This window comes from Streptomyces sp. QH1-20 (assembly GCF_041283565.1).
Taxonomy (GTDB): Bacteria; Actinomycetota; Actinomycetes; order Streptomycetales; family Streptomycetaceae; genus Streptomyces; species Streptomyces syringius.
The window spans coordinates 3,941,320-3,953,462 of sequence record NZ_CP166299.1; the positions used below are offsets into that span (position 1 = coordinate 3,941,320).

The 12,143-nt window shown below is 71.0% G+C and carries 11 protein-coding genes; 6 read left to right on the top strand and 5 right to left on the bottom strand.

The genetic code is table 11. The features are described 5' to 3' along the window. Positions 1 to 11: 11 nt before the first annotated feature. A complete protein-coding gene (locus AB8O64_RS17650; protein WP_370419960.1) occupies positions 12 to 1,100 on the bottom strand; it encodes an AI-2E family transporter in 1,089 nt (362 codons plus the stop codon). Between the two features lie 170 nt (positions 1,101 to 1,270). After that, positions 1,271 to 2,224: a pirin family protein gene (locus tag AB8O64_RS17655; RefSeq protein ID WP_370419961.1), complete on the bottom strand. Its 954-nt coding sequence runs from the start codon at positions 2,222 to 2,224 to the stop codon at positions 1,271 to 1,273. Positions 2,225 to 2,380: 156 nt separating this feature from the next. Here AB8O64_RS17655 and AB8O64_RS17660 point away from each other — a divergent pair, with 156 nt between their 5' ends. After that, on the top strand, positions 2,381 to 3,325 hold the full coding sequence (locus tag AB8O64_RS17660) for a serine protease (protein WP_370419962.1): 945 nt from the start codon (positions 2,381 to 2,383) through the stop codon (positions 3,323 to 3,325). A 45-nt stretch (positions 3,326 to 3,370) separates the two neighbouring features. Here AB8O64_RS17660 and AB8O64_RS17665 read toward each other — a convergent pair whose 3' ends face one another. Then, complete coding sequence (locus AB8O64_RS17665; protein WP_130878671.1) at positions 3,371 to 3,823, bottom strand: SseB family protein; 453 nt, start codon at positions 3,821 to 3,823, stop codon at positions 3,371 to 3,373. 128 nt (positions 3,824 to 3,951) lie between these two features. Here AB8O64_RS17665 and AB8O64_RS17670 point away from each other — a divergent pair, with 128 nt between their 5' ends. The 4 genes from AB8O64_RS17670 (at position 3,952) to AB8O64_RS17685 (ending at position 8,400) form a co-directional block, all read left to right on the top strand. Further along, on the top strand, positions 3,952 to 5,793 hold the full coding sequence (locus tag AB8O64_RS17670) for an acyl-CoA dehydrogenase (RefSeq protein ID WP_370419963.1): 1,842 nt from the start codon (positions 3,952 to 3,954) through the stop codon (positions 5,791 to 5,793). Between the two features lie 130 nt (positions 5,794 to 5,923). Further along, on the top strand, positions 5,924 to 7,216 hold the full coding sequence (locus AB8O64_RS17675; protein WP_370419964.1) for a M18 family aminopeptidase: 1,293 nt from the start codon (positions 5,924 to 5,926) through the stop codon (positions 7,214 to 7,216). Between the two features lie 197 nt (positions 7,217 to 7,413). Further along, the gene (locus AB8O64_RS17680; RefSeq protein ID WP_370419965.1) at positions 7,414 to 8,088 is read left to right on the top strand and encodes a DUF4232 domain-containing protein; all 675 of its coding nucleotides are present in this window, start codon (positions 7,414 to 7,416) and stop codon (positions 8,086 to 8,088) included. Between the two features lie 87 nt (positions 8,089 to 8,175). Further along, entirely contained in the window at positions 8,176 to 8,400 is a 225-nt protein-coding gene (locus AB8O64_RS17685; RefSeq protein WP_356451248.1) for a DUF6458 family protein, read from the top strand. A gap of 31 nt (positions 8,401 to 8,431) precedes the next feature. Here the strand turns inward: AB8O64_RS17685 and AB8O64_RS17690 are convergent, their stop codons facing one another. Both AB8O64_RS17690 and AB8O64_RS17695 read right to left on the bottom strand, forming a co-directional pair. Continuing rightward, a complete protein-coding gene (locus tag AB8O64_RS17690; RefSeq protein WP_370419966.1) occupies positions 8,432 to 10,231 on the bottom strand; it encodes an NHL domain-containing thioredoxin family protein in 1,800 nt (599 codons plus the stop codon). A gap of 63 nt (positions 10,232 to 10,294) precedes the next feature. Further along, positions 10,295 to 11,077 carry a carbon-nitrogen family hydrolase gene (locus AB8O64_RS17695; protein WP_356451245.1) on the bottom strand — a complete coding sequence of 261 codons (783 nt, stop codon included), beginning with the start codon at positions 11,075 to 11,077 and terminating at the stop codon, positions 10,295 to 10,297. A 203-nt stretch (positions 11,078 to 11,280) separates the two neighbouring features. Between AB8O64_RS17695 and AB8O64_RS17700 the strand changes: the two genes are divergently transcribed. Continuing rightward, positions 11,281 to 12,111 (top strand): maleylpyruvate isomerase family mycothiol-dependent enzyme, encoded by an 831-nt coding sequence (locus tag AB8O64_RS17700; protein ID WP_356451243.1) that lies wholly within the window; start codon positions 11,281 to 11,283, stop codon positions 12,109 to 12,111. Positions 12,112 to 12,143 lie beyond the last annotated feature (32 nt).

Genomic DNA, 12,143 nt, shown 5'->3' on the forward strand with positions numbered 1-12,143 from the left:
GTGGGGCGCGGCTACCCGTCCCGGACCTCCGTACCGCCCGCCGGACCGCTGACCGGGGCATAGTGCGCGCGCAGCTCCGAGACGACGCCGAAGGCCGCCGCCGTCAGCGGCACGGCGAGCAGCATGCCGAGGATCCCCGCGACGCTTGCGCCCGCCGTGATCGTCAGCATGACCGTCGCCGGATGCATTTGCACCGTACGGCTCTGGATCATCGGCTGGAGCACGTGCCCCTCCAGCACCTGTACGGCCAGCACCACGCCCAGCACCCACACGGCCGTGCCGAGGCCCCGCTCGGCCAGGGCCACCAGGACCGCGACCGCGCCGGACAGGAACGCGCCGAGGTAGGGGATGTACGCGGTGACGAAGACCAGCGCGCCGAGGCCCGCCGCGCCCGGCACCCGCAGGATCAGCAGCCCGGCCATGATGCACGCCGCGTCGATCAGCGCGATGAGCGTGGTGCCGCGCATGAACCCCTCGATCGCCCGGTACCCGCGCCGTCCCATCGCCTCCAGGCGGGGGCCGGAGTTCCCCGGGGCGAGGGCGTGCACCGTGGCCGCCGCCTTGTCGGAGTCGCGCAGGAAGAAGAAGGTCAGGAAGAGGGCCAGCACGGCGAGGGCGATCATCTCCCCGACGACGCTGAGCCCGGACAGCACGCCGGAGGCGGCCGTGCTGCCGAACCTGCCCAGCAGTTCCTTGCCGTTGCTCGCCAGCTCGTCGAGCGAGTTCCCGGCGGCGCCGAAGTGGTCCGCGAGCTTCCGGGCGGCTTCCCTGACCGAGGCGATGATCTGGTCCCCGGTGTCGATCAGCGCGGCGGCCACGACGTAACCGGTGCCACCGACGACCGCGAGCAGCAGCAGGCAGGTCAGCGCCGCCGCGAGGGAGCGCCGCACACCCGTCGCGAGCAGCCGCCGGTGCACGGGCCGGAGCAGCGCCGTGCCGAGCAGCGCCAGCAGCACGGGCGTGACCGCCGCCTTGAGCTGGACGCACAGCCACACGCCGACGGCGGCGACCCCGGCGACCAGCAGCAGGACCAGACACCAGGCCGCCAGCTTGCGCACGGCACGGGGCAGCAGCGGCTTCAGCTCCGATTCGGTCGGCACGGGCTCAGCGCATCATGGGGATGCGCTGAGAGCTCGGTGGTCGGGTCCGGGTGGGTGAGGGGTGGTGCCGCAGGGTGTGCACCTCCGCTGCGCGGCGGTGTCCTCAATCGCCGGACGGGCTCGAAAACGAACCCGTCCGGCGATTGAGGACAAAGCGGCGGGTCGGCCGACTACACGGCGTCAGCCGGCACCGTGCCGAGGCGGCCCGCCTGGTAGTCCTCGAAGGCCTGCGCCAGCTCCGCGTGGGTGTTCATGACGAACGGGCCGTAGTGCATCATCGGCTCCCGGATCGGCTGCCCGCCGAGCAGGACGAACTCGAAGTTCGGACCACGGGTGTCCTGCTTGTCGTTCGCCCGGACCGTGATCGAGTCGCCGTTGCCGAAGACCACGGACTGCCCCGTCCCGAACGGCCGCCGCTCGGCGCCCGCCGTACCGCTCCCGGAGAGCGCGTAGGCGAGGGCGTTGAAGTCCGGCCGCCAGGGCAGGGTGAGCTCCGCGCCCGGGTTGAGGGAGATGTGCGTCATCGTGATCGGCGTGTGGGTGATGCCCGGGCCCTCGTGGCCGTCGATGCGGCCCGCGATCAGCCGCAGCAGCGCGCCGCCGTCGGCCGAGGTGAGCAGCTTGACCTTGCCGCCGCCGATGTCCTGGTAGCGGGGGGCCATCATCTTGTCGGCCTTCGGCAGGTTCACCCACAGCTGGAGGCCGTGGAAGAGCCCGCCGCTGACGACGAGGGACTCCGGCGGGGCCTCGATGTGCAGCAGGCCGGACCCGGCGGTCATCCACTGGGTGTCGCCGTCGTTGATCGTGCCGCCGCCACCGTGCGAGTCCTGGTGCACGAAGGTGCCGTCGATCAGATAGGTGACCGTCTCGAAGCCGCGGTGGGGGTGCCAAGGCGTGCCCTTCGGCTCACCCGGCCCGTAGTCCACCTCACCCATCTGGTCCATCATGATGAACGGGTCGAGGTACTTGTAGTTGATCCCCGCGAAGGCCTTCCGGACGGGGAAGCCCTCGCCCTCGAAACCGCTCGGCGCGGTCGCGACGTGCAGCACCGGCCGCTGCCGGCCGTCGGCCGGGGCGGCCACGCGGGGCAGGGTCAGCGGGTTCTCTACGGTTACTGCGGGCATGACAGCCTCCTCGGTTGCGACGCCTCCAAGTTAGTTGAAGAGTGAACAACCAGCAAGGGCGCCCCCATTCCCGGACCGCCCGAGGGCCGCACTCCCGGCCACACGCCGGGCGCGCGCCTCCGGCGCGAACATCATTCGAACGTGGACACTGGGTGAATGCGCCTGAAAGCCACCGACCGCGGCTACGCCTCGGGTCCCGCCGGGACAGCCGCTCTGATCGCCACCGTCCTGGCCCTGATCGTGATCGGGCTGTTGATGGCGAGCCGTGGCCAGGCCTCGGACGCCCCCCTGGCCGAGGGCGACGCCGACGGTCACTACGAGCAGCCGAGGGCCCTGGGCGACAAGAGCGCCGAGGCGATGCGGTCGGTGGTCCGCACCCCGGCGAAGCCCCCCGTGCCCGCACCCGCGCCCGTCGGCTCCGGCAGCGACCCGCTGCCCGCCTCGAAGCCGCTGGAGGCCCGCGAGAGCGACCCCTCGCCGGCCGTGGGCCCGCTGTTCTACACGGGCGAGGGCGAACCGGACCACAGCTGCAGTGCCAGCGTCGTCCACAGCCCCCGGGGCGATCTGATCGCCACCGCCGCCCACTGCGTGTACCAGCGCGAATTCCGCACCGACATCGCCTTCGTCCCCGGCTACCACGACGGCCGGGCCCCCTACGGCGTCTGGGTGCCCACCTCCATCGACATCGCCCCCGAGTGGGCGGCGGGCGGCGACCAGGACCACGACGTGGCGTTCCTGCGGGTCCGCCGGGTCGACGACGACACCCCCATCGAGCGGGTCACCGGCGCCGAGCGCATCCGCTTCCGCCCCGAGCCGAACCGCCCGGCCCGGGTGATCGGCTACCCCATCGGCGAGGAGCGCCCCCTCGCCTGCCAGAACACCACCGGCACCCGCGGCCCCACCCAGCTGCGCTTCGAGTGCCACGGCCTGCCCAACGGCACCAGCGGCGGCCCCGTCCTCACCGACATCGACCCGGCCACGGGCCTGGGCACGGTCAACGGCGTCCTGGGCGGCTTCCAGGGCGGCGGCGACGACGAGACGTCGTACAGCTCGTACTTCGGCGACGCCATCGAGAAGCTCTACCGCCGGGCGACGGGATAGCCGCCGCAACGGCCCGCTGAGGACACAGCACAGCAGGCCGGCAGGTCACCCGTACATGCGGCGCATCGCGAAGTCGACCATCTGCTCGACGGCCTTGGCGTCGAAGACCATCCGGTGGTCGCCCTCCATGTCCAGCACGAAGCCGTAGCCCGTGGGCAGCAGATCGATGACCTCGGCGCCTGTGATCACGAAGTACTTGGACTCCTTGCCCGCGTACCGCCGCAGCTCCTTGAGCGAGGTGAACATCGGGATCACCGGCTGCTGGGTGTTGTGCAGGGCGAGGAAGCCCGGCGTGTCACCGCGCGGGCAGTAGACCTTCGAGGTCGAGAAGATGATCTGGAAGTCCTCGGCGGACATCGAGCCCGTGGTGAAGGCCCGCACCGCGTCGGCCAGCGACGGCGGGGACGGCTCGGGGTAAAGCGGCTGCTCGCCGTAGCCGCCGGACTGCTGCGGCGGGGCGTAGCCCTGTGTGCCCACGTTCTGGTCGTAGCCGTACATGGCCCAAAGCGTACTCAGTCACAGTTGGGCGATCAGGGGTTGCGTCTTATTACCGACCGGTAGCATCATGGAAATTACTGCCCGGTAGTTGTTGAGGATCCACCTCCCACCCTTACGGAGCCGTTGTCATGGGCCACTACAAGTCGAATCTCCGCGACATCGAGTTCAACCTCTTCGAGGTTCTCGGCCGCGACAAGCTGTACGGCACCGGCCCGTTCGCGGAGATGGACGTCGAGACCGCCAAGAGCGTCCTGTCGGAGATCGCGCGCCTCTCGGAGAACGAGCTGGCCGATTCCTTCGTGGACGCCGACCGCAACCCGCCGGTCTTCGACCCGGAGACCAACACCGCCCCGGTTCCGGCCAGTTTCAAGAAGAGCTACCAGGCCTACATGGACGCCGAGTGGTGGCGTCTCGGCATCCCGGAGGGCATCGGCGGCACCACCGCGCCGCGCTCCCTGCTCTGGGGCTTCGCCGAGACCATCCTGGGTGCCAACCCGGCGATCTGGATGTACTCCTCCGGCCCCGCGTTCGCGGGCGTGCTCTACGAGGAGGGCACCGAGGAGCAGAAGCGCATCGCCAAGCTCGCGGTGGACAAGCAGTGGGGCTCCACCATGGTGCTGACCGAGCCGGACGCCGGTTCGGACGTCGGTGCCGGCCGCACCAAGGCCGTCAAGCAGGAGGACGGCTCCTGGCACATCGAGGGTGTGAAGCGCTTCATCACCTCCGGTGAGCACGACATGGCGGAGAACATCTTCCACTACGTGCTGGCCCGCCCCGAGGGCCACGGCCCGGGCACCAAGGGTCTGTCGCTCTTCCTCGTGCCGAAGTTCGAGTTCGACTTCGAGACCGGTGAGCTGGGCGCGCGCAACGGCGTCTACGCCACCAACGTCGAGCACAAGATGGGCCTCAAGGCGTCCAACACCTGCGAGATGACCTTCGGCGACAAGCACCCCGCCAAGGGCTGGCTCGTCGGCGAGAAGCACGACGGCATCCGCCAGATGTTCATGATCATCGAGTTCGCCCGGATGATGGTCGGCACGAAGGCCATCGCCACCCTCTCCACCGGCTACCTCAACGCGCTGGAGTACGCCAAGGAGCGCGTGCAGGGTCCGGACCTGGCCAACTTCATGGACAAGGCCGCGCCCAAGGTCACCATCACGCACCACCCCGATGTCCGCCGCTCGCTGATGACGCAGAAGGCGTACGTCGAGGGCATGCGCGCCCTCGTCCTCTACACCGCCGCCGTCCAGGACGAGATCCTGATCAAGGAGCACGCGGGCGACGAGGCCTCCCTGAAGGAGGCCAAGGCGCTGCACGGTCTCAACGACCTGCTGCTGCCCATCGTCAAGGGCTACGGCTCGGAGAAGTCCTACGAGCAGCTGGCGCAGTCGCTCCAGACGTTCGGCGGTTCCGGGTACCTCCAGGAGTACCCGATCGAGCAGTACATCCGTGACGCCAAGATCGACACGCTGTACGAGGGCACCACGGCCATCCAGGGCCAGGACTTCTTCTTCCGGAAGATCGTCCGCGACCAGGGCCAGGCGCTGACCACCCTCTCCGAGGAGATCAAGAAGTTCCTCGCCGAGGCCGCCGGCGGCGAGGACCTGGCCGCCGCCCGCGACCAGCTCGCCAAGGCCGCGGTCGACCTGGAGGGGATCGTCGGCGCGATGCTGACCGACCTCGCCGCGACCGAGAAGGACGTCAAGTCCATCTACAAGGTCGGCCTCAACTCCACCCGCCTGCTGATGGCCTCCGGTGACGTCGTCATCGGCTACCTGCTGCTCAAGGGTGCCGCGGTGGCCGCCGAGAAGCTCGGCTCCGCCTCCTCGAAGGACAAGGCCTTCTACGAGGGCAAGATCGCGGCGGCGAAGTTCTTCGCCCACAACGTCCTGCCCGGCGTCTCCGTCGAGCGCTCGCTCGCCGAGTCCGTCGACAACTCCCTGATGGAGCTGGACGAGGCCGCGTTCTGAGGTCCCTTCCGGGGATTGATCCCTGTCATGTGCGAGGCCCACTTCCCCTTGGGAGGCGGGCCTTTCGCATCGTCACGCGTCAACCGCGCAAGACCCCCCGATCACTTGCCCTGATCCTTATCCTGAGGCCATGAGCTCTGCGCACCGCTTCGACCGCGGCCACACCGACGACCTGATGACCTTCCTCGCGGCGAGCCCCTCGCCGTACCACGCGGTGGCCAACACCGCCGAGCGGCTGGAGAAGGCGGGCTTCCGTCAGGTCGCGGAGACGGACGCGTGGGACGCGTCGACCGGCGGCAAGTACGTGACGCGCGGCGGGGCGATCATCGCCTGGTACGTGCCGGACGGGGCGACCACGGCCACCCCCTTCCGCATCATCGGCGCGCACACCGACTCGCCGAACCTGCGCGTCAAGCCGCTGCCGGACACCGGCTCGCACGGCTGGCGGCAGATCGCCGTGGAGCTCTACGGCGGGACGCTGCTCAACACCTGGCTCGACCGCGACCTGGGCCTCTCCGGCCGGATCACCCTGCGGGACGGCAGCCACCACCTCGTCAACGTGGACCGGCCGTTGCTGCGCGTGCCGCAGCTCGCCGTGCACCTCGACCGTTCGGTGAACTCCGAGGGCCTCAAGCTCGACAAGCAGCGCCACATGATGCCGATCTGGGGTCTGGGCGACCCGGACGAGGGCGACCTCATCCGCTTCGTCGCCGAGGAGGCGGGCGTCGCGGCCGGGGACGTCACCGGCTGGGACCTGATGGTCCACAGCGTCGAGGCCCCCGCCTACCTCGGGCGCGACCAGGAGCTGCTCGCCGGCCCGCGCATGGACAATCTGCTGTCCGTGCACGCCGGCATCGCCGCGCTGACCGCGGCGTGCGCGTCCGCGAGCCTGCCGTACATCCCCGTGCTCGCCGCGTTCGACCACGAGGAGAACGGCAGCCAGTCCGACACCGGCGCCGAGGGCCCCCTGCTGGGCAATGTCCTGGAGCGGTCCGTCTTCGCCCGCGGCGGTTCCTTCGAGGACAAGTCGCGCGCCTTCGCCGGCACGGTCTGTCTGTCCTCCGACACCGGCCACGCCGTGCACCCCAACTACTCCGAGCGCCACGACCCGGGCCACCACCCGATGCCCAACGGCGGCCCGATCCTGAAGGTCAACGTCAATCAGCGGTACGCGACCGACGGCAGCGGCCGGGCCGTCTTCGCCGCCGCGGCCGAGCGGGCGGGCGTGCCCTGGCAGCACTTCGTCTCCAACAACTCCATGCCCTGCGGCACCACCATCGGGCCCATCACGGCCGCCCGGCACGGCATCACCACGGTCGACATCGGCGTCGCCATCCTCTCCATGCACTCGGCGCGCGAGCTGTGCGGCGCGGAGGACCCGCATCTGCTGGCGGGCGTGCTGACCGCTTTCCTGGAGGGCTGAGGCCGTCTGTGCCGCCTGCGGCGGCGGGCGGGCTGGATTTGGCTGAGCTCAGCCAAATCCAGCCCGTCCGGCGCTTGAGGACACAGCACAGCAGCCCGTCCGGCGCTTGAGGACACCGCCGCGCAGCGGTGGTGCACCCCCATGGTGGGAAGATCGGGCCGTACCGGCCCGTCAACGTCCCATCGGGAGAAACCACCATGCCCGCCAGAGCCACCGCCCGCCGCTCCCGCACCCTGCGTATCGCGGCCGCCGCGCTCACCGCCGCGGCCGCCCTCACCCTCACCGCCTGTGGCGGCGGAGACGACTCCGCGTCGGACAAGGCCGACAAGGCCGGCTCGTCCGGCCCGGTCGGCACGGCGTCGCCCGCCAAGGACGAGGAAGCGGCGGCCACGGACGGTCAGAGCGGCTCCGCGGCCGGCAGCAGCGACAAGGGCAAGAGCGCCGCACCCGGTGTCTGTGCCTCCGGGACCGTCAAGGTCGAGGTCAAGGCCGTCAGCTCGCCCGTCAACCACCTTCTGCTGGTGGCCACCAACACCTCGAAGTCGGCCTGCACCGCGCACGGCTACCCGTTCCTGCGCTTCGACCAGGACCAGGCCACCACCCCCGTGATCGACAAGAGCCGCCCCCAGGCTCCCGTCACCCTCGCCCCGGGCAAGTCCGCCTACGCGGGCATCGTCACCTCCGCCGCCGACGGTTCGGGCGGCACCGGCCGCAAGGCCAAGAAGCTCGCCGTCTCCTTCCAGGGACCGGGCGACGGCAGCAGCGTCGGCGACAAGGTGGACGCCCCGCTGCCGGGCGGTTCCGTCCACGTCGACGACCAGGCCCAGGGGACGTACTGGCAGAGCAGTCAGGCCGCCGCGCTCAAGTGGTAGCGGCCCGGCGTTGATTGGCCGGCCCGGTCCGGGGTAACCGCAACCCATGCGAACCGGAACGGCCAATCGACATCGGAGGCGTTAGCCATGGGTATGGGCGGCTGCATCGGTCTGATCGCGGTGGGGGCCATCCTCACCTTCGCCGTGGACTGGCACATGGACGGCGTGAACGTCACCCTGCTCGGCCTGATCCTGATGGCCGTCGGCATCCTCGGCGTCTGCGCCTACGTCAGCATCTTCCAGCGACGCAGGACGCAGCCGCCGGCCCCGGCCGCGCCGGTCGTCGAGGAGGAACACCGCTACACGCGCTGATCCCGGCGCTCTCTCACTGCTGTCGGGCCGCTCACGCGTCCAGGCCCGCCAGCACCAGCGGCAGCCGTTCAGCGCCGCCGGGCACGACGCGCACCGGTACCCCCCAGTCCTGCTGGTGCATGTGGCAGGCGGGGTACTCGTTCTCCGGGTCGTCGTCGCAGGACGCGGCCATCGCGGAGACGTGCAGCACGCCCTCGGTCACGCCGTCCGCCAGCACCAGGTCACGGCCCAGGTCCGTACCGGTGCCCGAGCCCTCCGCCAGGAGCTCCGGCGGGGTCGAGCTCACCAGGAGGCGGGTCGAGGGCCCGTAGCGGGTGTCCAGCTTCTGGCCCGTCGGGGCCTGGAAGACGACGTCCAGCCGCAGCCGCCCGGGCGCGACGTCGGTCGCCGCCCGCTGGGTGCGGTGCGCGACGGACTCCACCCGAACGGCCTCCTCCGGCAACCGCAGCCGCGTCAGCCGGTGCCGGGCGGACTCCACGACCACGATGTCGTCGCCGACGAGGACCGCGTCCGACGGCTCCCGCAGGTCCGTCGCGAGGGTGGTGACCTCGCCGGTCGCCGGGTCGTAGCGGCGCAGGGCGTGGTTGTACGTGTCGGAGACGGCCACCGAGCCGTCGGGCAGGGCGGTCACCCCGAGCGGGTGCTGGAAGAGGGCCTGACCAGCCTCCCCGTCGCGGTGGCCGAAGTCGAAGAGCCCCGTGCCGACGGCCGTGCGGACCGCGAAGCCCGCGCCGTCCCGCTCGACGTAGCGCAGGGCGCTGGTCTCCGAGTCCGCGACCCACAGCCGGTCCTCGGTCGCGGCCAGCCCGGACGGCTGCGCGAACCAAGCCTCGGGCGCCGGTCCGTCGACCAGCCCCTCGTTCGTCGTACCGGCGGCGACCTCGACGGTGCCGGTGGCCGGGTCGTACGTCCACAGCTGGTGCACTCCCGCCATGGCGATCCACAGCCGGTCCGCGAACCAGGCCACGTCCCAGGGGGAGGACAGATCCACCTCGGTGGCGGGGCCGGAGGTGGGACGGCCCTGCATCCACTGACGGCCGGTCCCCGCGAGGGTGGTGACGGCGCCGGTGGCGGGGTCGTACGCGCGCAGGGCGTGGTTGACCGTGTCGGCGACGGCGACCGTGCCGTCAGGGAGCAGCGCCAGGCCCTGCGGCTCGCTGAAGCCGTCGGGGCCGAAGCCGCGCTCGCCGGAGCCGACGCGCCGCAGGACGCTCTCGCCGTCCGCGGCCAGCTCGACGAGCTGGTGCCGGGTGGAGTCCGAGACGAGGAAGGTGCCGCCGGGCAGCAGCACGGCCTTGCCGGGGAAGCGCAGATCGGTCGCGACGGGCTCGGGGGCGACGTACGGGCCGTCGCCGCGCCGCAGGGTGCCCTTGGCCGCGTGCTCGGCCTCCAGCTCGCCGACGAGCTGCTCCAGGGCGTGGGCGTGGCCCTCGCCCGCGTGCTGGGCGACGACGTAGCCCTCGGGGTCGATGACGACGAGCGTGGGCCAGGCCCGCACGGCGTACTGCTTCCAGGTGGCGAGCTCGGGGTCGTCCAGGACGGGGTGGTGCACCTCGTACCGCTCGACGGCGTCGACGACGGCCTGGTGCTCGGCCTCGTGGACGAACTTCGGCGAGTGCACACCGATGATCACGACGGTGTCGCGGTGCTTCTCCTCCAGCTCCCGCAGCTCGTCGAGGACGTGCAGGCAGTTCACACAGCAAAACGTCCAGAAGTCGAGGATGACAATGCGTCCTCGCAGGTCAGCCAGGGTGAGGGCGCTACCGCCGGTGTTCAGCCAGCCGCCCTTTCCGATGAGTTCGGGGGCGCGGACGCGTGCGTGTGGGGCCATGCCCCTATCCAACATCACCGGTCGGTGCGGGTATTCCAGCCGGGCCGGGCGGGCCCGGCCGGGCTACTTCCGGCCCAGGACCCGGTCCTTCAGGGCCGGGAAGTCGTCGCGGATCCTGGCGACGCGGGCGGTGTCCAGATCCACGGTGAGGACCTCCTCGCCCGCGCCCGCCTCGGCCAGGACCTCGCCCCAGGGGTCGACCACGATGCTGTGCCCGGCCTGCTCGACGCCCGCGTGGGTGCCCGCGGTGTCGCAGGCGAGGACGTACGACTGGTTCTCCACGGCCCGCGCCTTGGCGAACAGCGTCCAGTGCTCGCGGCGTCGCGCCGGCCAGCCCGCGGGGACGACGAGCGTCTGCGCGCCCGCGTCGACGAGTGCGCGGAACAGCTCGGGGAAGCGCAGGTCGTAGCAGGTCGCGAGGCCCAGGGTGGTCTGCGGCAGCGGCACGGTGACGACCTCGGAGCCGGGGGCCATCATGACGGCCTCGCCCTTGTCGAAGCCGAAGCGGTGGATCTTGCGGTAGGTGCGGACGAGGTCGCCGTTGGGCGAGAAGACGAGGGAGGTGTTGTAGAGCGGACCGTCCGGGTCCCGCTCGACGATCGAGCCCGCGTGCAGCCAGACGCCGGTGTCCCAGGCGGCGGCCGCCATGGCCTCGGCCGTGGGGCCGTCCAGCGGTTCGGCCTCCTCGGCGAAGGACTCGTACGCGAAGGCGCCCACCGTCCACAGCTCGGGCAGCACCACGAGGTCACTGCCGCGCTGCTCGCGCACGAGGGACGCCACTCGCGTCCGGCGCTCGGCGACCGGCTCGTCCGGGTCCACACCGATCTGGATCAAAGAGGCGCGCACAGTACCACCACTCTCAGCATTCGAACCGTCGGCGCGGCACGCGTTCGTCGTCGAAAGCCCTGCCGGGGCGCCCGTGCGCAGCGTAACTTAACTGCATAGAACCCATACAGCACTTAACCGAACTCCAGTAGCAGCACGGCAGTAGCAGCGCAGCCCATCCGAGCAGTCAGTCCGCGTACGTACCGCACCGCCCGAGGGGTCCCGTGACCGTCCACCCAAGCCTCCAGCCCGCCATCGACGCCTGGACCCATTCCATCGAGGCCATCAACGAGTTGGTGAGACCGCTCGCGGAGAGCGAATGGAACCGGGCCACCGAATGCCCCGGGTGGTCCGTGCGCGACGTGGTCTCGCACGTCATCGGCGTCGAGTGCGAAATGCTGGGCGAGCCACGGCCGATGCACACGCTGCCTCGCGATCTCTACCACGTGACCGACGAGTTCTCGCGGTACATCGAGGTGCAGGTCGATGTGCGGCGCTGCCACACGGCCCTGGAGATGACGTCCGAGCTGGAGTACACGATCATCCGGCGCTCGCGGCAGCTGCGCAACGAGACGCGTTCCCCGCAGGCACCGGTCCGCTGGCCGCTGGGCAGCGGCAACGAGCAGACGCTGGAACGGGCGCTCACGATAAGGGCCTTCGACGTGTGGACGCACGAGCAGGACCTGCGGCGCGCCCTGGGCAAGCCCGGCAACCTCGACTCCCCGGGCGCGGCCCTCACCCGTGACTTCCTGCTCCTCGCCCTGCCCAAGGTCGTCGCGATGGACGCGGGCGCCCCGGCGGGGTCGGCGGTCGTCTTCGATGTGCACGGGCCGCTGGAGTTCCTGCGGACGGTGCGGATCGACGCGCAGGGCAGGGGGGCGATCGACAGCAGCGTGTCGCTGGGGCCGACGGCGACGCTCGCCCTGGACTGGGAGACCTACGCCCGGCTGGCGTGCGGCCGGGTCCGTCCGGACGCGGTGGCGGACCGGGTGAAGATCGAGGGTGAGCTGGGGCTGGCGACGGCGATCCTCCGGGAGTTCGCCGTCACGCCGTGAGTCCGCACGCGGTGATCCCGCCGCCGGCCCGT